This is a genomic window from Clostridium sp. NSJ-49 (genome assembly GCF_014287725.1).
Classification (GTDB): Bacteria; Bacillota; Clostridia; order Clostridiales; family Clostridiaceae; genus Clostridium; species Clostridium disporicum_B.
Window position 1 is genome coordinate 1 of record NZ_JACOOP010000059.1, and the last position, 19,981, is coordinate 19,981.

At 29.4% G+C, this 19,981-nt stretch carries 17 protein-coding genes and 1 pseudogene; all 18 read right to left on the reverse strand.

Features of this window, described 5'->3' with window-relative positions:
• Positions 1-124: 124 nt before the first annotated feature.
• Positions 125-892, reverse strand: a complete 768-nt coding sequence (locus H8S10_RS15570; RefSeq protein ID WP_186839502.1) for a YlmH/Sll1252 family protein — start codon at positions 890-892, stop codon at positions 125-127.
• Positions 893-910: 18 nt separating this feature from the next.
• Positions 911-1,354 carry a cell division protein SepF gene (gene sepF / locus H8S10_RS15575; protein ID WP_055265879.1) on the reverse strand — a complete coding sequence of 148 codons (444 nt, stop codon included), beginning with the start codon at positions 1,352-1,354 and terminating at the stop codon, positions 911-913.
• 15 nt (positions 1,355-1,369) lie between these two features.
• Positions 1,370-2,020, reverse strand: coding sequence for a YggS family pyridoxal phosphate-dependent enzyme (locus tag H8S10_RS15580; protein WP_186839510.1), 651 nt, complete (start codon positions 2,018-2,020; stop codon positions 1,370-1,372).
• 125 nt (positions 2,021-2,145) lie between these two features.
• A complete protein-coding gene (locus H8S10_RS15585) occupies positions 2,146-2,880 on the reverse strand; it encodes a DUF881 domain-containing protein (RefSeq protein WP_055265881.1) in 735 nt (244 codons plus the stop codon).
• Entirely contained in the window at positions 2,881-3,231 is a 351-nt protein-coding gene (locus H8S10_RS15590) for a small basic family protein (RefSeq protein ID WP_186839503.1), read from the reverse strand.
• Between the two features lie 15 nt (positions 3,232-3,246).
• Positions 3,247-3,966 (reverse strand): DUF881 domain-containing protein, encoded by a 720-nt coding sequence (locus H8S10_RS15595; protein ID WP_186839504.1) that lies wholly within the window; start codon positions 3,964-3,966, stop codon positions 3,247-3,249.
• Between the two features lie 11 nt (positions 3,967-3,977).
• Positions 3,978-4,751 (reverse strand): FtsQ-type POTRA domain-containing protein, encoded by a 774-nt coding sequence (locus H8S10_RS15600; protein WP_055265887.1) that lies wholly within the window; start codon positions 4,749-4,751, stop codon positions 3,978-3,980.
• Between the two features lie 144 nt (positions 4,752-4,895).
• Positions 4,896-6,020: a stage V sporulation protein E gene (gene spoVE, locus H8S10_RS15605; protein ID WP_055265889.1), complete on the reverse strand. Its 1,125-nt coding sequence runs from the start codon at positions 6,018-6,020 to the stop codon at positions 4,896-4,898.
• A gap of 23 nt (positions 6,021-6,043) precedes the next feature.
• Positions 6,044-7,006: a phospho-N-acetylmuramoyl-pentapeptide-transferase gene (gene mraY / locus H8S10_RS15610; RefSeq protein ID WP_242855907.1), complete on the reverse strand. Its 963-nt coding sequence runs from the start codon at positions 7,004-7,006 to the stop codon at positions 6,044-6,046.
• A 41-nt stretch (positions 7,007-7,047) separates the two neighbouring features.
• Positions 7,048-8,415: a UDP-N-acetylmuramoyl-tripeptide--D-alanyl-D-alanine ligase gene (murF, locus tag H8S10_RS15615; protein WP_186839505.1), complete on the reverse strand. Its 1,368-nt coding sequence runs from the start codon at positions 8,413-8,415 to the stop codon at positions 7,048-7,050.
• Positions 8,416-8,429: 14 nt separating this feature from the next.
• On the reverse strand, positions 8,430-9,875 hold the full coding sequence (locus H8S10_RS15620) for a UDP-N-acetylmuramoyl-L-alanyl-D-glutamate--2,6-diaminopimelate ligase (protein ID WP_055265896.1): 1,446 nt from the start codon (positions 9,873-9,875) through the stop codon (positions 8,430-8,432).
• Positions 9,876-9,960: 85 nt separating this feature from the next.
• Positions 9,961-12,156, reverse strand: coding sequence for a stage V sporulation protein D (locus tag H8S10_RS15625; RefSeq protein WP_186839506.1), 2,196 nt, complete (start codon positions 12,154-12,156; stop codon positions 9,961-9,963).
• A 122-nt stretch (positions 12,157-12,278) separates the two neighbouring features.
• Positions 12,279-12,749: a hypothetical protein gene (locus tag H8S10_RS15630; RefSeq protein ID WP_055265900.1), complete on the reverse strand. Its 471-nt coding sequence runs from the start codon at positions 12,747-12,749 to the stop codon at positions 12,279-12,281.
• 35 nt (positions 12,750-12,784) lie between these two features.
• The gene (gene rsmH, locus H8S10_RS15635) at positions 12,785-13,717 is read right to left on the reverse strand and encodes a 16S rRNA (cytosine(1402)-N(4))-methyltransferase RsmH (RefSeq protein ID WP_186839507.1); all 933 of its coding nucleotides are present in this window, start codon (positions 13,715-13,717) and stop codon (positions 12,785-12,787) included.
• Positions 13,718-13,729: 12 nt separating this feature from the next.
• A complete protein-coding gene (mraZ, locus tag H8S10_RS15640) occupies positions 13,730-14,158 on the reverse strand; it encodes a division/cell wall cluster transcriptional repressor MraZ (RefSeq protein WP_186839508.1) in 429 nt (142 codons plus the stop codon).
• 288 nt (positions 14,159-14,446) lie between these two features.
• Positions 14,447-15,544, reverse strand: coding sequence for a redox-regulated ATPase YchF (gene ychF, locus H8S10_RS15645; RefSeq protein WP_055265905.1), 1,098 nt, complete (start codon positions 15,542-15,544; stop codon positions 14,447-14,449).
• A 292-nt stretch (positions 15,545-15,836) separates the two neighbouring features.
• A pseudogene (locus H8S10_RS15650) lies at positions 15,837-17,623 on the reverse strand (ABC transporter ATP-binding protein).
• A 1-nt stretch (position 17,624) separates the two neighbouring features.
• Positions 17,625-19,361 (reverse strand): ABC transporter ATP-binding protein, encoded by a 1,737-nt coding sequence (locus H8S10_RS15655; RefSeq protein ID WP_186839509.1) that lies wholly within the window; start codon positions 19,359-19,361, stop codon positions 17,625-17,627.
• Between the last annotated feature and the right edge of the window lie 620 nt (positions 19,362-19,981).

Sequence of the window (19,981 nt, forward strand, 5' to 3'; positions counted from 1 at the left end):
ATCAATTTTATTGTAGGTTTGTTTACCATACAATAAAAAATTCAAACTTATATAATTTTCAAAGAGCGAGCAATTCTATGAAAAATCAAGCTATTTTTTCATATCAACTTAACAGATTCGTTCTTTAAATATATTTCTTTATGTTAACTTTAAACCTACCGCTTTTAGTATTACCTACAATACTCCCCATAATATATTTACCTACTCCAGCGATAGTTATCCTTTGTCCTTCTTTAACTTCTAAACTTTTGCTATTTACTTTACAGTAGTCTACTAAAATCTTATTTTGATTTATTAGATCCAAAGCTTTTGACCTTGATATATTTGAAAGCTTAGACACAATACTATCTAATCTTAACGATGATACATTAATTATAACTTCTAAGAAGTTAACCTTAGATAATGTTGTGTCATATATCACTTCACAGCTAACCGGTGATTTACCTACGGAATTTAATGATGATATAACATACTCAACAACATCCTCATAAACCGGAACAACTGCATAGCTTTCATAAACTCTTAAGTCACCAAACTTCTCTCTCTCCATACCTAAGGCCATAATTGAGCCTAGATAATCTCTATGAGATAAAGAATCAAACTTTGATTTTTTTTCAATTTTTATTAACTTATATGGATAATCACTTCCATATATATTATTAAAAGATAGTACCCTTCTATCACTTTCTTCAAAGTATCCATTAGCTTCTACCTTAAAATTTTTCGTATTAAAATTGTTAACAAAATATAACCATATGTTTGGAGTACAAAAACTTCTTGAAAACAACGGTATTTCCTTTTCATAAGCTAACTCCATCCATTCATATATTTTTACAACTTCATCTCTTTCTTCTTTACTAAAGTTTCTTATTACTTCTTCTTTTTTTATCATTAGCTATTTTTAGCTCCTCTATTTATTCCAGCTAAATAAAGCTTTACTGCTTATTTCTGTTTTTAATTCGCTAGAAACTTCAACATTTGAAGGTGATAAAAGATATACTCTTTGTTCAATTTCTTGTAATTGTGCTCCTAAGACACAAACGGCACCACTTATGAAATCAACTAATCTTTGTGCTACTTTTGCCTCTAATGCTGTAGTGTTAACAACTATAATCTTTCTATTTTTAAGAGCATCTGCAATCTCTTTAGCTTCTTCATAACTTGATGGTTTTACAACCATAATCTTTGGTGAAGCACTATTGTGTATATTAACAACCTTATTACCCTTTTGCTTAGATATAATAGGCTCGACTTCTTCTATTTCTTCCTCTTCTTCATTTTCTTCTATATCTTCAAAATCCTCATCATATTCTCCAAAAACCATTTCTTTAAATTTACTTAACATACTCATTATAACTCCTCCTACAAATTATCTTGCTCCAAAAATTCCAGTTCCAATTCTTATTAAATTAGATCCTTCTTCTATAGCTATTTTATAATCATGGGTCATTCCCATTGATAAAATTTCCATTGTTATATTTTTATAATTACTATTTTTTAGAGTTTTAAAAATATCATAAGTCTTTCTAAAGTAATATCTATTTTCTTCATCATTACCTTTTGGTATTATAACCATAATACCTTTAACTTTAATATTTTTACATTTCTCTACAGCTTCAATTAATTGATCCAATTCTTCTTCTAATATACCACTTTTAGACGATTCTCTTCCAATATTAATCTGAATTAAAACATCGGCAGTAATATTTTTCTTTCCATATTCTAATTCAATTTTTTCAAGAAGCTTTATACTAGATAAAGAATGAATTAAACTTACTTTACCTACTATATATTTAACCTTATTCGTCTGAAGAGCCCCAATTAAATGCCATTTTACATCTTTAGGTAATTTTTCGTATTTATCAACTAATTCTTGCACCTTATTTTCGCCAAAATTTCTTATACCAATATCATAAGCTTCTAAAATATCTTCAACTGGCTTTGTCTTAGATACAGCTACAAGTTGTACGTCATCTGGTATAGAATTTAAAATCTCTTTAATTTTACCTTTTATATCTATAATTAGTCCCTCCTTTATGGAGAATCTTCTACATAATTTTATTCTCCAAAAACCCAAAATTTCCTTCATAAAATTCACATTTTCATAAATTTTTTTAATAATTTTATTATAAAAATTAGTTTTGCTTAAGAATCTGCTCTTTCCATATATTGAAAGTCTAGGATTCTATTTGTTGGCGGAAAATATAAGTCCTCTCTTTTTTCAACTTCTATTTCTAAGCCTCTTATTATAAGCCTATTTAGATAACTTCCATCCGAGAATAAAGCAGCCTCTAATTCTTCTGGCTTTCCTAATGCATAAAAATAAAATGGCTGCCCTTCTATTGTCTGATTATTATCATTAAATCCTATAAAAGCCCATTCACACTGTACTCCAGTATCGTTTAATACTCTATAACCATTTATCGCTATAGCCTCAGCCCCTATAGCTCTTAATTCATTTATTAATAATGCTGCATCAGTTGCATGCAATGTTCTTCTATCAATTTCATATGAAGTGCTTTCACTTATATCATAATATCCATCTTTTATTTTTATTACTATACCACTACCTTCTAATGCTGTAGTTCCTGCAATCTCACTGTAGTCACTAAGCTGCAACTTCATATCGTCTATTACCTTCTGGTGTTTTTCTTCCCCTTGATTGTAATCCCTTAATTTATACATAATTTCGTTATTATTTTCTTTTAAATCAGATATTTCTTTATATAATAAATTTCGTTGCTCAATTGCATCCTTATATTCTATACTTTTCATTGAAAAAAAAGTATCTACTTTACTATCACCAAAACTAATAGATATAAGCGTACCTGTTATAATTGCCGCAATAAAAATCAATATTTTATCTATATGCTTCTTCACTTAATCACCTCTTTGTCGATTTTTAAGTTTTTTAAGCAAGAATCTTCTTATTATTGCGAAATTATCAAATATACGTCCTCCAAAAACAATTACTACTGCTATATATATAGGAATTCCTAATTTATCGCCTAAATACGCAAGTGCTGCCGCTAAAATAGCATTTCCTACAAAGCCTGAAATAAAAATATCCGGTTTAAAACTTTTAGATAAACTTGCACGTAACGCTCCAAAAACTGAGTCTAAGCACGCTAAAATTGCCACAGACATATATGGAGAAAATTTATCAGGTATATTCACATTCAAAACTAATCCTAGTAATACACCTACTAATAATCCTATAAATCCAATCATAACTATAATCCTCCTTTATTGTACAGGCTTTATATATTCATTTCTTAAACTTTGTGTAGTCTTATTTATAACTATATCATCACTAGTTTTTATCTCTACACTATAATTTTTCAACGCTCCATACGCTAAAGAATTACCATAGCTTACACCTACATTAAGCTTTGCTTTATCTCCTATAGCCTTTATTACTATTTTAGATTTTGGATCAACTAATCCAACTGTTCCTATAGAAATACTTCTCCCTGACGTTTTAATTCCTGTTTGAGGTGTTATTCTAATATCATTTACTGAAATAGCCTCAGCTCTTGAATACCATAAAAGGTTTATAATATGAATTAATTCCTCTTCGCTAATCCCAACTGTACTATCTGTAGTATTTTCTCCAAAAATAGTTGTTTTAGGTGTAATTGTTATTACTAGTCCTGAGCCTTTAACATCTAACAATCCTAAATGCATCCTTGCATTATCTAACTGTTTCTTTATTTCATTTTCTAAAGCCCCTTCTTCAGCTGCAACTTCTTCTAATCGCTTAATCTCTTCAGATAAGGTTTTATTAGTTTCGGACAGTTCTTCTTTTTCTTTTTTCAATGCTTCTATTTGATATAAAATATCTTGATTTTGTGCAGTAGACTTTGCATCCTCTTGTAATCTTAACATTTTAAATTGGTATGTTAATAAAAATCCTAAAATTGCACATACTATAGCAACCACAAGTTGTGATATTATTTTTTTCATAAATACTCCCCCTAGCTTGATATATTCTTAATTATAGGTGGTCCATCAAAGCTAACGTCTATATATCCTTTAGTTAACTTAATTTCATCTGACAATAATATTCTATAAACATTTTCCATTTTTTCATGTAGATCGGAATCGTCACCAAAAAATATTTCCACATTTCCAATTCGACCTTTTATATTTACAATATCTGCAATATTTATTTCATCAAATTTAATAGACTCTCTATTTTGAGCTATGTAAGGATAAAATTTCTTTAATATACTAGGAAGTATCTCATCATCATTAATTTTTTCACCAAGTGATATCTTTTCTGATTCTATTCCTGATATTTTCACTAAATTTCTCCCTTCTATGCTATCGATTTCTTCTATTACTACTAAATCTTCATTTATAACTTCTATAACTCCATTATTCTCAACATAAAACACAGGAGACTCTTCAACTATATTTATAACTAATTTAGATATCCCTTTTCTAGATATCTTAACCTCTTTAACATATTTATCTTGCATTAATGCACTTTTAATATCATTTTCATTTATAATATAAATATTTTCTCCAATAAAAACTTTTAAATTCTCTTTCAAGTTATCAGAACTTATTTTAGATGTCCCAATCACATCGATTGTTTTAATATTAAAGATAGGCGCTTTAGTTAAAAACAAAAGTATAGCAATTGTTAATACAATCATTATCATTATCATCTTTTTCAACTTTTTCTTTCTTTTTTTACTCTTTAGATATTTCTTAATCTCATTACTTTGTTTATATTCTGTCATTTTGCAATATTTCATCCTTTTCTAAATATATCTATATATAATAATATCATTTTTCTTCAAGTTTTTCACCCAAAATTTAGTTACAATTTTATTACATTATTTACATTAACAACAAAAAGTACCTCTATATTTAGAGGTACTCTCTTAAGTTACACTTTTTTCTATTTGTGATGATATATTTAATAGAATTCCCATTGCCATAAGATTTATTACTAGTGATGTTCCTCCATAACTTATAAACGGCATAGGAACACCTGTTACAGGCATAGACCCTGTGACAACAGCAATATTTATTATTGCTTGAACTGCAATTATTGAAGTAATACCTACTGCAAGTAATTTACCATAAGTATCTTTAGCCTTCATTGCTACTCTTATTCCTCTCCAAATAAGAAATAAAAATAATCCCACAATAAACAAGCATCCAACTAAACCTAACTCTTCTCCAATAATTGAAAATATAAAGTCATTATGTGGTTCTGGCATATATAAAATCTTTTGCCTTGATTCTCCTAATCCTAAACCTGTTATTCCACCTGCACCAAGTGCATAAAAAGATTGTATAAGTTGATACCCATCACCAGCTGCATCTTTCCACGGATCTATAAAGTTTAACATTCTAGCTCTACGATAATCAGAGCTAAAAATAAAGAATATAGCTAACGTAAGCATAGCCGGAAATATTATTCCAAATAAATGCTTAATTTGTCCACCCGCAACAAAAAGCATTATAAATGTCACAATCATAATGATCGTAGCAATACTCATATTCTTCTCTGCTAATATCATCGCAGCAAAAAAACCTGCTACACCTAAATAAGGTACTAGTCCATCCCAAAATCTTTTAATTCTATCACCTTTCATATCAATACTCATAGCTAAAAACATAACTACTACGTATTTCGTTAACTCAGAAGGTTGAAATGATAATATACCTAATTTAATCCATCTTCTAGCTCCATTTACTTCTGGAAAAAAGAAAACTGCAATTAACAATGGAATTGTAGCTATTAATAAATATGGTGTTATTTTTTTTAGCTTATGATAATCAAATTTCATCATCATTACTAATGCTATTACACCAATTATAGCAAATGCACCTTGCCTTATTAAGTAATACATACTATTTTTATATTTAAACATAGCATAGAAAGAGCTAGCTGAATAAATCATAACTATTCCTATAGCCAACAATAGAAATAAAGAATAGAATATACCATAGTCTACTTCCCCTAACTTCTTTTTATTTAGGGGTTCATTAAATCTCATAAACACTCCTCCATATTAAATTTCTAAAGTGCCCAGAATCCTATCATGCATAATATAACAGTTACTATTGAAAATACTGTTACAATCTTAACTTCGCTCCATCCACATTGTTCAAAATGGTGATGTATTGGAGCCATCTTAAATATTCTTTTACCAGTTAATTTAAATGATGTTACTTGAATAATTACAGATAATGTTTCAAGCACATATATTCCTCCTACTACTGGAATAAGTAGAGGTATCTCTAATATAATTGCAATTGTTGCAATTGCTCCACCTATAGCTAACGAACCAGTATCTCCCATAAATATTTTTGCTGGATATGCATTATATTTTAAGAACCCTATCAATCCACCTATTAAAGCTATACAGAAAAGACCAACTGAATCATGTCCTAATATAAATGCACTTACTGCAAAAAATGTTAAAACTAAAACTGACACTGTAGATGCTAAACCATCTAAACCGTCTGTTAAATTAACTGCATTTGTTGTTGCTGCATAAATAAAGATTACAAACGGAATATAAAACATTCCAAGAGCCACTTTTTTACCTAAGAAAGGTATTATCATACCTGTACTTAAATTTAAATATCCATAATACGCTATAGCTCCAGAGAAGACCAATAATAGGACCATCTTTTGCCAAGCTTTTAATCCTTCGTTATCCTTTTTTATTATTTTAAGTAAATCATCTAAAAACCCTATAAATCCAAAGGCTATAAGTGAGTATAGAGCTATCATAGCTTCATCATTCCACTTTAATCTTAAAGCAATCATCGTAATTAAAGTAGATCCTATAAATATTAATCCACCAATTGTCGGTGTACCGGCTTTTTTAAGATGGCTTTGAGGTCCTTCTTTTCTTATGTTTTGTCCGAATTTTAATCTTCTTAATGCTGGTATAGCAATAGGCCCTAATGCTAATGAAATTAGCAAACTTAGTACCGCTGCTATTGCATATTTTGATGTTATTATGTTTATCATTTTATCCCCCATTTTTCACTGCTAAAAGCAGTTCACCTCCTCTAATATATTGAGATAGATTCAAGCTCATTTACTACCTCTTCAAATTTCATTCCCCTAGATGCTTTAACTAAAATAATATCATTTTTATTTATATAATCTTTTAGTTTATCTAAACATTCATCTTTAGTTTTAAATGCAACTATACTTTTACCTTTATAGCCACTTCTAAATTCTTCAATATTTTCTCCTATGACTATTAACAATTCAACTTTGTCAGTTGCATAACTTCCAACTTCAGCATGAGCTTCTTTAGATTTAGAACCTAACTCATACATATCACCAAGTATAGCAACCTTTCTTCCGCCATTATAAGTAGCTAAAACATCTAAAGATGATTTCATTGAATCTGGGCTAGCATTATAACAATCATTTATAATTGTTATATTTTCTTTTTTTATAACTTGCAATCTCATCGATGTTGCTTCTAAATTTTCTAGTCCTTTGTTCATATCTTCAAAAGATAATCCTAAGTTTAATGCAATATCAATTGCTAACATAGAATTTAAAACATTATGCTTTCCTGCCATAGGTAATTTAAATGTAAATTCATTTCCCTTATGATGGGCAGTAAATTCTGTAGAGTTCTCTCTTAATATAATATTAGTAGCGTAAACATCATATTCATGATTATATCCAGTTTTTTCAATTTTAAAACATTTATTATCTAATTTGTTTAATAGTCTATCTTCTCCATTAACAACTAAAACACTATCCTTATCAAAGAAATCAGTAATCTCCATTTTAGCTTTTAAAATATTTTCTTGTGTCTTAAGATTTTCTAGATGAGATAAACCAATATTAGTTATAACAGCCATATCAGGAAGAGCTGTCTTAGCAAGATTGTGTACCTCCCCTAAATCGCTCATTCCCATTTCTAAAACTGCCACATCATATTCACTAGTTAATTCAAAAATCATAAGTGGTAACCCTATTTCACTATTGAAATTCCCTTTAGTCTTAAAGACTTTAAACTTATGACTTAAAAAAGCTGCAACTAAATCTTTTGTAGATGTCTTTCCTGTTGATCCAGTTACCCCAATAACTTTTAGATTTAACTTTTTTCTATAATAGTTAGCTAAATCTAACAAAGCTTTATGACAACTTTCCACTTTTATTATTGTTCCTTCTTTTTTAATATCGGCCTTATCAAAAAATACTTCATCTACTAATACTATATTTGCACCTTTATCAATAGCTTCAATGGCATTTTTATTTGGGTTAAATTTTTCTCCCTTTAAAGCTACAAAAATATTACCTTCTTCAATCTTTCTAGTATCAATACAAAACTTATTAAACTCTTTTTTGCTACTATCTATAATAATTTCACCTTTTATAGCATCCAAAAGTTCTTTGAAAGTTATTTCCATTACTACACCTCTTATTACTTATTTAAAATATCAGCAATTACTTCTCTTTCATCAAAATGCACCTTTCCTTCAGGCATTATTTGATAAGTTTCATGACCTTTACCAGCAAGTACTACTACATCTCCTGGCTCAGCCATATCCATTGCTAACCTTATAGCCTCAACTCTATCTTCAATTGCTAAATAGTTAGTTTTTTGTATATTACAACTAATCTCTTTTAGAATAGCAATAGGATCTTCTGTTCTCGGATTATCAGATGTTATAATTACTAAATCTGCTATTTCGCTACCTATTCTACCCATTTCAGCTCTTTTAACCTTATCTCTATCTCCACCACTACCATAAACAGCAATTAATCTATTTTTTGTAAGTATTCTTAAAGTTTCTAAAAGATTTTTCAATCCATCTGGTGTATGAGCAAAGTCTATTATTAATTCATAAGGAAGGTTGTACTTGATCCCAACTCTTTCGCATCTACCAGGAACTACTACATCTAATAAACCGCTTTTTATATTTTCTTCACTTATTCCTAATGTCTTAGCTGCTGCTATACATCCTAATGCATTATGGACATTATATTCTCCTGGCAAAACAAATTCATATCTTGTACCATTAACTGTAAATATAGTATCTTGGCCTATAAACTCAACTTCTGTTGCCCTATAATCACTTTCTTCACTAATAGAGTAAGTTATAGCTTTTTTATTTAGTTTTTCTAAATCTCTAATTACATTGTATCCGTAGTTGTTATCTACATTTATTATAGAATAATCACTTCTTTCAAAAAGCTTAAATTTTGCATCATAATAATTTTCAAACGTTTTATGGAAATCTAAGTGATCTCTTGTAATATTAGTAAATATACCTATATCAAAATGACAGCCATATACTCTATCTAAAGCTAAAGAGTGAGATGATACTTCCATTACACAATATTTACAACCTTTATCCACCATATTCTTAAATAATTTTTGTAACTCTAATGATTCTGGAGTAGTATGAGTAGATTCTATCTTTTCATCACCTATATAATTAGCTATAGTTCCAATTAAACCAACTTTTTCTCCTGACTTTTCTAAAATTGATTTTAGTATGTATACACTTGTTGTTTTACCATTAGTTCCTGTAACACCAATTAATTTAAGTTTTTTTGTTGGATGATCATAATAATTAGCTGCCATAGTAGCTAATGTTTTTCTTCCTTCATCAACTTTAATAATAGTTACATCATTTGATTCATTAACTAATTCTATATCTTTCTCACATATTATTACTCTTGCACCATTTTCAATTGCCTTATTAGCAAAATTATGTCCATCAACCTCAAACCCTGAAAGACATACGAAAATGTCATTGTTAGTGACTTTTCTACTATCATACTGAATATTGACTATTTCTTTATCTAAAGTTCCTTTTACTACTTTATAATTTACCCCATCTAACAATTGTAATAGTTTCATTACTTCATCTCCTCTTATAAATAGATATCTTAAAAGATAAAAATTTAGCATGTGATATTCCACATGCTAAACTAATGGCAAACTTCTAATCTCCGTAATCCGAAGTAAGTATAAGTTTTACCGTATCACCTATAACAATTACCTCTCCTTGTGGAGTGCTTTGATTGCTAACAACCCCATCTCCCTGAAGAGTATAATTAATTCCTAAGCTTTCTAATAGTTCTATAGCAGCCTCTTTAGAATATCCTATCAAATCTGGCATAACAACATTTTTATTATAATTTCCATCTCCATCAGTGTAAAGATTAATCTTTGATCCCTCTTTTACTACATATCCAGGATATGGTTTTATATCTGTTATTATAGACCCACTTCCTTCAATATTATACTCTAAATTGTTATCTTTGAGAACCTTTTTAGCTTCATCTAATGATAGTCCTCTTAATTCCGGAATTACAACTTCTCTTAAAATAGAATCATTATCCTTAAAAATTTCATCATTCATATAGTTTATAATATCATCTATAAACACTTTAGCTACAGGAGCTGTTACAACACCTGCATAGTAATCACCATTACTAGGCTCATCTATACTAACAAAAACCGTAACCTTTGGATTGTCAGTTGGAACCATAGCAGCCATAGATGATATATACTTTCCTGATTCATATCCCCCAGTAACAGGGTTAACTTTTTGTGCTGTACCAGTTTTACCTCCTATATGATATCCAGCTATATATGATCTATTAGAACCGCCTTTATTAACTGTTCTTTCTAGATAATCTCTTAAAACTGCAGTCATCTCTTCAGATAAAACATTTTCTTTTACTGTTGGTTCAAAAACCTCGTCAACAACCTCTTCTCCTGTTGATGTTGTATGAGTTACAGTTTTCATTATATGTGGTTGAATAAGGGATCCACCATTAGCTAATGCATTAAATGCGGTCATATATTGTACTGCATTTACAGTGTTAGTTTGTCCAAAAGAAATTGTCGCTAAATCTGCTTCTTTTATTGACTCAGCACTTTTTATTATACCTTTTGCTTCACCTGGTAAATCTATTCCTGAAACCTGTCCAAAACCTAATTTCTTTATATATTCAGTTAATTTTTCCTTACCAATCTTTTCACCTAACTTCATAAATCCTACGTTACATGAATTCTGAAGTATTTCTGGTAATGTTTGCTCACCATGTCCCCCATGCTTCCAACATTTTATTGTATGAGGTCCTACTTGCAAACTTCCTCCACATGTAAACTTATCTGTCTCACTTACAAGACCTTCTTCTAATGCTGTTACCATAGTTACAACCTTAAATATAGAACCTGGTTCAAATGTATCATTCACTAAGCTATTTCTCCACATTTTTTGTAGTTTTTCAGCATCAGTGTTTCCAGTAAAATCAGAATATCCATCAAACGGATTGTTAGGATCAAAATCTGGTTTATTCACCATCGCCAAAACTTCTCCATTATTTGGATCCATTACTAATATTGAAACTCTAGCTGCTTTATTATCTACTAAAGCCTTTTCTGCAGCTTTTTCTGCAAAAGCTTGAATATTTTTATCTATTGTAAGAGTAACATCCTTACCTGTTATTGGCGCTGTAAACTTAGATATTGTATACGAAACATTTGCACTATTTCTATCTAATTCTGATATTCTTATTCCTGGAACTCCAGATAAATATTCATTATACTGTAACTCTACACCTGTCAATCCTTGTCCATCTACATTAGTACTTCCAAGAACATGTGCTAAAAACTCACCATTTGGATAATATCTTTTTGTATCTGGAGATACAATTACTCCACTTATTTCTAAAGCTTTTACTTTATCTGCTGCTTCTTTCTCTATTCTTCTAACAAGATTAGCAGACCCAGCATCAGCTCCACTTGGCAATTTAGTTTCTAACTTTTCAAGTACTTCATCACTTTCTAAATCTAAAGCATTAGCAATTAATGGCGCTATATCCTTTGTTTCCAAACCTTTCTTGTTTAGACTTTGTCTAATTGAATTAAGGTCAAAATCAACCCTATATACATCAGCAGAAACAGCAAGTTCTTCTCCATTTCTATCTAAGATTCTACCACGCCTTGCATCAATCCTAACTTCACTTGTCCATTGTTCTTCAGCTCTCTTAGCATAATCTTCTCTCTTAACAATCATTATGTAGGCTAATCTTAAGCTAAGAATTAAAAATGTCAAAGTTATCACACCAATAACGATTGTCATTCTTTTCTTCATAACTGCTCGGTCTTTGAATGATCTTTTACTCATAACTCTTCCCCCATACCCTGATGAATTAATGAATAAAAGAAAAAGTTAATATCTAATACTTATTCTTTCTAAAGCAATTTTAACTTATAGAAATCCTATAAAGGAATTCTATAAGTTATTCATTAATTCATCCAATTTGCTATTTTTGCTATTAGGCCTGTCTTTGTATTAGTTTCTTTTTTATCTTTTATGTGATCAAAATAATTCTTAGACATATCAATTGTTATACTGCTTGATTTATCAGGATAAGTCATATTTAATCCATTTATAGCTACATTATTTATATTATCAAGAGAAGATACCTTAAGTAAATCTACTTTCATAGCTTCACTTTTTGCTAATTCTACATCCATCTCAACTTCTAAATTTGATAAATTTTTTTGAATTTTATATACATAGCTATCAATAGTTAAACTAGCTACTCCTAAAATCGAAACAATAACTGCTGAAGATATTATTTTTATTCTGTTGTTTTTCCAGTCAAACTCTTTTTTTACTTGTTTCTTTTTTCTTTTAACTTCTTGCTCCTTTATCTTTCTTTCAGGTGCAAGCGCTGTATTTCCTCTTATATAATCATATTCTCTCACAACCATTTTATTCACATCTCCCACACATTAATTTACCCTTTTTATAATTTTTCAATTACCCTTAATTTTGCGCTTCTACTTCTTGGATTCATTTCCACTTCTTCTTTAGATGGATCTATTGCTTTTCTAGAAATCACCTTAACTTTAGCTTTTTCTCCACAAACACAAATCGGAAATTCCTTTGGACATCTACAAGCTACAGCTAAATCTCTAAATTTATTTTTTACTATTCTATCTTCTAATGAATGGAAAGTTATAATTGCCATTCTTCCACCTTTAGACAGCTTACTTACTCCATCTTCTATAGCTCTATTTAAAATTGATAACTCACTATTAACCTCAATTCTTATAGCTTGGAAAGTTCTTTTTGCCGGATGTGGTCCTTCTCTTCTAGCTTTTGCTGGTATAGCATTTTTTATTATTTCTACTAATTCTAACGTAGTTTCAATATTTTTTTCTTCTCTAGCATTAACTATAAATGTAGCTATTCTTTTTGCAAACTTTTCTTCACCATAATCTCTTATAATTCTATATAATTCATCTTCTGAATATGTGTTTACAACCTCATAAGCAGATAATTCATTTTCTCTATTCATTCTCATATCAAGAGGTGCATCTTTCATATAACTAAATCCTCTTTCTCCAGTATCTAGCTGATATGATGAAACTCCTAAATCCATTAGTATTCCATCTACCTCTTCAATATCTAAATCATCTAATATTTGTTTAATATTATAAAAATTATTATGTATGAATGTTACATTATTAAAATTCTGCAACCTTATGGCTGCTGCTTTTAAAGCGTCAGTATCTTGGTCAATACCAATTAAACGACCATTTTCTGACAGTCTTTTAAGAATTTCTGAAGAATGACCAGCACCACCAAGTGTGCCATCTACATAAATTCCATCTTCCTTAATATTTAAAGCATCTAAACATTCGTTTAAAAGAACTGAAACGTGATTAAATTCCATTTTAAAAACTCCTTATATTCCTAAATCGCCCATTTTGTCAGCTATACTACCAAAATCGATATCTGACTCATTATAGCTTTCCCATTTTTCCTTACTCCAAATCTCAACCTTATTTAAAGCACCTATAGTTACTATTTCCTTTTCAATGCCTGCATATTCTCTAAGATTTGCCGGAATTAAACCTCTTCCTTGTTTGTCTGTTTCAACTTCTGTTGCACCAGCAACAAAGAATCTTACGAAAGCTCTAGCATCTCTATTAGTTAGTGGTAAATTTTTTAATTTTTCTTCAAACTTCTGCCATTCATCTATAGGATAAGCATAAAGACATCCATCTAACCCTTTACTGATTATAAATTTCTCTCCTAAGCCCTCCCTTAATTTTGAAGGTACAACTATTCTATTTTTGCTATCTAGACTATGTTGATATTCTCCTATGAACATTTTGCACCTCAGAAATTCACTCTACATCTAACCACTTTTCACCACTTTTAACCACTTTATATATATTTTATAAAACTTTTATGCATTCTTCAAGTAGTTTTGCTACTTTTTAATGAGTTTTTCATTTTTTAAGCTAGTAATTTCAATGCTTCAGGCCTTTTTGGCATTTCTTGTAATTATTTTAAATAATTTTCAAATCATTTTTTCGTACTTTTCTTTACATTTTTCTGAGAAAAAAATAGTGCATATATAATCTTTTCAAATTACATATACACTATAAAGTAATTATTATACGTTAAATCTGAAGTTTACAACATCTCCATCTTTCATAACGTACTCTTTTCCTTCTAATCTATATAAGCCCTTTTCTTTAGCAGCAGCTTCTGAACCACATGCTACTAAATCATCATATCCAACTATTTCTGCTCTAATGAATCCTCTTTCGATATCTGAGTGAATCTTACCTGCAGCAGCAGGAGCTTTTGTTCCTTCTTTTATAGTCCAAGCTCTTACTTCTTGCACTCCAGCAGTTAAATAACTTATTAAACCTAAAAGTTTATATGAAGCTCTTATAAGCTTATCTAACCCAGACTCTTCTAATCCATATTCTTCAAGCATTTCCGCTTTTTCATCATCTTCTAATCCTGAAAGTTCTTCTTCAAGTTTAGCACAAACTACAACTACTCCTGAGTTTTCATTTTCAGCATATTCTTTAACTTTCTTTACATAATCATTTTCAAGATTACCACTCATCATATCATCTTCAGAAATATTGCAAGAATATAAAACTGGCTTAGATGTAATCATAAATAAAGTTTTGATAAATGCATCTTCTTCTTCTGTTACTTCTAAAGTTCTTATTGGTTTATTAGCCTCTAAATGAGCCTTAACTTTTTCCATTATTTCATATTCTGCTTTCGCCTTTTTATCCCCTGATCTTGCAAGCTTAACTCCTTTTTCCATTCTTCTTTCTAAAACTTCTAAATCAGCAAAGATAAGCTCTAAATTAATTGTTTCTATATCTCTAATTGGATCTACAGACCCTTCTACGTGAACAACATTTCCATCATCAAAACATCTTACCGCATGTACTATAGCTTCAACTTCTCTTATATGTGATAAGAACTTATTTCCTAGTCCTTCTCCTTTAGAAGCTCCTTTTACAAGTCCAGCTATATCATAAAATTCTACAGCAGTATAAACTTTTCTTTTAGTGTTATACATTTTTTCAAGTACATCTAATCTTTTATCTGGAACGCTAACAACACCTACATTTGGTTCAATTGTACAGAATGGGTAGTTAGCAGATTCTGCTCCTGCTTTTGTTATAGCATTAAATAAAGTACTCTTCCCTACGTTTGGTAATCCTACAATTCCTAATCTCATCTAAGTACATTCCTTTCTTCCGTATACTAATACTTTTAAAATTATACTCTACAAACATTTTTATTTCAACCATTTAAAATATACAACCATAGATAAATATACCTTAATACTATAAATTCACCCTATACTTAGATTCCTACCTGTAATACATTAAAACTTTTCACTATATCTCATTCATAATTTTCTCTTTGCACAACATTTTTCCCTATATCATCTAACATCTTTTATCATTTTCGCCAGCAAACTTTTCTCCATGCTACTAGGAATCTTTTCCACTTTACGAAGCAAACAACTATGCTCCTTCACTTATAAATCTATACTGTGCCATGTAAAGATTGTAATAAGATCCTTTCTTAGCTAAAAGTTCTTCATGAGTTCCCATTTCACTTATTCCACCACTTTCAACCACCATTATCTTATCACAATCTCTAATAGTAGAAAGTCTATGAGCGATAACAAATGATGTTCTACCTTGTAATAATTTTTCTATTCCTTCTTGAACCAATTTTTCAGTTTCTGTGTCAATATTAGAAGTTGCTTCGTCTAAAATTAGTATTCTAGGATTAGCCAGCAAAGCTCTTGCAAAAGAAACTAATTGTCTTTGTCCCAAAGAAAGCCTTGAACCTCTTTCATTAACCTCTGTTAAGTATCCTTTCTCCATTCCCATAATAAAGTCATGAGAATTTACAGCCTTCGCAGCCTCTATAACCTCTTCATCAGTGGCATCTAATCTACCATATCTTATATTTTCCATTATAGAAGTAGAAAACAAGAAGGTATCCTGTAGCATTATCCCCATCTGTGATCTATATGATTCTAAATTAACTCCTTTGATATTCTTACCATCTACTAAAATTTCGCCATTAGTAGGATCATAAAATCTACTTAACAAAGAAATTATCGTAGTCTTTCCTGCCCCTGTAGCACCTACTAAAGCAACTTTTTCACCCTTATTAACTTTAAAATTTACTCTACTTAAAACTTCGGAACTGTTATTATAAGCAAAGCTTACATTTTTAAATTCAACTTGCCCACTAATTTTACCAATATTAATAGCTTCAGGTATATTCTCTATCTCTGGTTTTATATCTAAAATATCAAATATTCTATCTGCAGCAGCAAAATTAGTTATCATTGTATTATAAAAACTCGAAAGATTTGTAATAGGTCTCCAGAACATTCCTGTATACATTGAAAATGCAATCAATTTACCTATTTGTATTTCTCCAGACTGAATTAATCTATATCCTACAGCAAATACTATTAATGTACCAACTCCCCAAGACAGTTCAACCAATGGCCAAAATAGATCATTCAATTTTATAGCTTTTAAAAATGCATCCTTTTCTTTTCTAACCATTTCTTTATAAGTCTTTTCTGTGGAATCTTCCTTGGCAAAAGCTTGTACCACCTTTATTCCTGAAAAATTTTCATGAGTAAATCCGTTTAAGTTTGACCTTTTATTTCTAAAATCATTCCACCTTTTTCTAGATTTTGTTTCAATACAAAACATAGATATTGCTAATAAAGGAAGCAATGTCATACATGCAATTGCAAGTTTGAAGTTCATAATAATCATTGCTATACATACACAAATTAAACTTAATCCTTCTGGTATTACAGTTTGTATACTCTGATTAAATAAATTCTTAAGTGCATTTACATCTCCAACTACTCTAGCAAGTATCTTTCCAACAGGTCTTGAATCAAAAAAGTCAAAAGATAAACTTTGAATATGACTATAAAGTTCTTTTCTAATATCTACTAATACAGTGTTTGTAACTTCTGAAATCATCCTCCATCTAATTCGCGATAAAATCCATGCAAAATATTAATTATAACAAGAATTACTCCAATACCCAGCAATCCATTAACATTTTTATTTCCTACATAATCATCTATTGCTATCTGTAATAAGTAGGGATTTATTATGCTACACATCATTACGAATATCATAAGCAATATTACAATTATAGTTTTAGATTTATGAGGTTTTAAATATACAAATAATCTTTCTATTATCTCAATCTTACTTCTTTTTAGAGTTTGTTCATCTTTATTTATTGCATTACTACCCATACTATATCACCTCTCTTTCTAAAACATTAAAATCTTTAAATTGTTCGCAATATACATTGTAATAGCTGCCTTTTAGTTCTAATAATTCTTGGTGGGTCCCCTTTTCTTTTATACTTCCATCTTCAAAATACAAAATTATATCTGCATTTTTAACAGCAGATATTCTATGAGCTATTATAAATGTTGTACTCTTATCTTTTCTCTTGTTCAGATTTGATAAAAGTTCATATTCTGTTTCCATATCCAAAGCAGATGTGGCATCATCTAATATCAGAATAGGTGATTTTCTCAAAAGCGCTCTAGCAATTGATATTCTTTGTTTTTGCCCTCCTGATAGTCCAATACCTCTTTCACCAATTTCTGTTTCATAACCATCTGCTAACTCTTTAATAAAATCAAAACAACACGCTGTCTTAGATACTTCTTCAATTTCCTCAATTGTTGCAAATTCATTACTAAATTTTATATTGTTAATTATAGAATCTGAGAACAAAAATATATCTTGCATTACAACAGACATATTATTTCTTAACTTATCTAAGTTATATTCTTTTACATTTACTCCATCTATTAATACTTCACCTTTACAAACATCATAATATCTACCTATAAGATTTAGTAATGTTGATTTTCCTGATCCTGTAGTTCCCATCAAAGCAACTGTGCTACCTGAAGGAATTTTCAAATTTATATCCTTAAGCACAACTTCATCGTTATATTTAAAGCTAACATTATCAAACTCAATATCTCCTTTAATTTTATCAGGCTTATAACTACTTTCTATCGTAAAAATTTCTGATTTCCTATCTATTATTTTAAATATCTTTTTTGCTGAAGCATTACTTCTAGATAATAAATCTAATAAATTACCTAACATTCTTAATGGCCATATTACATTACCAATATAACCATTAAAAGCAACTAAAGTACCTAAAGTCATATTCCCATTCATTACAAAAATTCCACCAATAACTATCATTATAACTAGTGATATATTAGTTAAAAACTCTACTGGCGGAAAGTATTTCCCTATTACTTTTGCCTGTTTTACATTCAAATCATAATAACTTTTATTCATAGATAAAAATTTTAATATTTCATGTTTTTCTCTAGTAAAGGCTTTTACAAGTCTTACCCCAGCAATATTTTCTTCTGCTGCTGTATTTATTTCAGCTGTTTTATCACTTAGTTCGTCATAACACTTCCCAAATTCTTTTTCAAGCTTGACTCCAATAAATCCTATAGGAATCATTACAGCCATACATATTAAAGTTAATTGCCAATTTAGCCAAAATAATATAATAGCTGAAACGACAAAATATATAATATTCTCCGCAAAAAGCCTAAGCCCAAAACCTATGGTATCCCATATATTATCAACATCTTCACCAATTCTAGACATAAGTTCACCAGTATTTATATTGTCAAAATACTTAAACTCCAATTTTTGAATATGATTAAACAAAGTATGTTTAATATCTTCCTGTACAAAGCTAGCCAATCTGTCGTATATATATTCTTTTCCATATCCTAATACTGCCTTAACTATAGAAATAATAGCAAATCCTATTAAAATAGGTACTATTAAAGACACTTTTCCTTCTATAATGCCTTGATCTAAAAATATCTTTTGTAAGTACGGGCTGAACAAATCTATTCCTATAATTATAATCATTGATATTGTTCCAAATATTAAACTTCCTTTATACTTCCATACATATTGTAAAATTCTCTTCATCCATCTACACCTCACTTTTCTTAAAATAAAGTAAATCTCTATTCTCTTTAGACAAATAATTAGTTAAATAAAAAAAGCTGTGAATATCCACAGCCTTTAATACGTAAAAATAATAATAAAAAAAATCGCGGATATATATCGCGATCTCACCAAGTAAATTATTACTCTTAATTAACTAATTATTAATACCTAAAGAGACAGGGTTATACCTATATACATACTTCATATTCATTTTTATTTCTAATTTAATGTTATTAAAGTTGAACATAATCCTACCTCCTTCTATTTCTATATATTCCCATTATATACATCAAATCATTCATTGTCAATATTTCAAAAATCAGTTTTATTTTTCCATACGCTTTATTGTGAATATTATTTAACTTAAAGTAAAAAAATATAATGAATAATAGAGATGAGCATAATTGATCTTTTAAAAAGTGAATATTAATTAGAGATGAAAAAATAGGAAAATTAGGATTATTAGTAATAAAGTGACCTAAAAAAGGGCAGACTATCCCTATGAGGATAATAAAATGTAAAATATTAGGTTGTTAAAGAGCTAACTAGCTCGTTTAAGCTTGCTTAGAGAACAAATCTTATCTTCCTTTTTATTAACA

Coding starts and splice junctions, on each gene's coding strand:
- H8S10_RS15570 (WP_186839502.1), bottom strand. CDS start 892: ATGATAAAAAAAGAAGAAGTAATAAGAAACTTTAGTAAAGAAGAAAGA.
- H8S10_RS15590 (WP_186839503.1), bottom strand. CDS start 3,231: ATGATTGGATTTATAGGATTATTAGTAGGTGTATTACTAGGATTAGTT.
- H8S10_RS15595 (WP_186839504.1), bottom strand. CDS start 3,966: ATGAAAAAAATAATATCACAACTTGTGGTTGCTATAGTATGTGCAATT.
- H8S10_RS15600 (WP_055265887.1), bottom strand. CDS start 4,751: ATGACAGAATATAAACAAAGTAATGAGATTAAGAAATATCTAAAGAGT.
- spoVE (WP_055265889.1), bottom strand. CDS start 6,020: ATGAGATTTAATGAACCCCTAAATAAAAAGAAGTTAGGGGAAGTAGAC.
- mraY (WP_242855907.1), bottom strand. CDS start 7,006: ATGATAAACATAATAACATCAAAATATGCAATAGCAGCGGTACTAAGT.
- murF (WP_186839505.1), bottom strand. CDS start 8,415: ATGGAAATAACTTTCAAAGAACTTTTGGATGCTATAAAAGGTGAAATT.
- H8S10_RS15620 (WP_055265896.1), bottom strand. CDS start 9,875: ATGAAACTATTACAATTGTTAGATGGGGTAAATTATAAAGTAGTAAAA.
- H8S10_RS15625 (WP_186839506.1), bottom strand. CDS start 12,156: ATGAGTAAAAGATCATTCAAAGACCGAGCAGTTATGAAGAAAAGAATG.
- H8S10_RS15630 (WP_055265900.1), bottom strand. CDS start 12,749: ATGGTTGTGAGAGAATATGATTATATAAGAGGAAATACAGCGCTTGCA.
- rsmH (WP_186839507.1), bottom strand. CDS start 13,717: ATGGAATTTAATCACGTTTCAGTTCTTTTAAACGAATGTTTAGATGCT.
- mraZ (WP_186839508.1), bottom strand. CDS start 14,158: ATGTTCATAGGAGAATATCAACATAGTCTAGATAGCAAAAATAGAATA.
- ychF (WP_055265905.1), bottom strand. CDS start 15,544: ATGAGATTAGGAATTGTAGGATTACCAAACGTAGGGAAGAGTACTTTA.
- H8S10_RS15655 (WP_186839509.1), bottom strand. CDS start 19,361: ATGAAGAGAATTTTACAATATGTATGGAAGTATAAAGGAAGTTTAATA.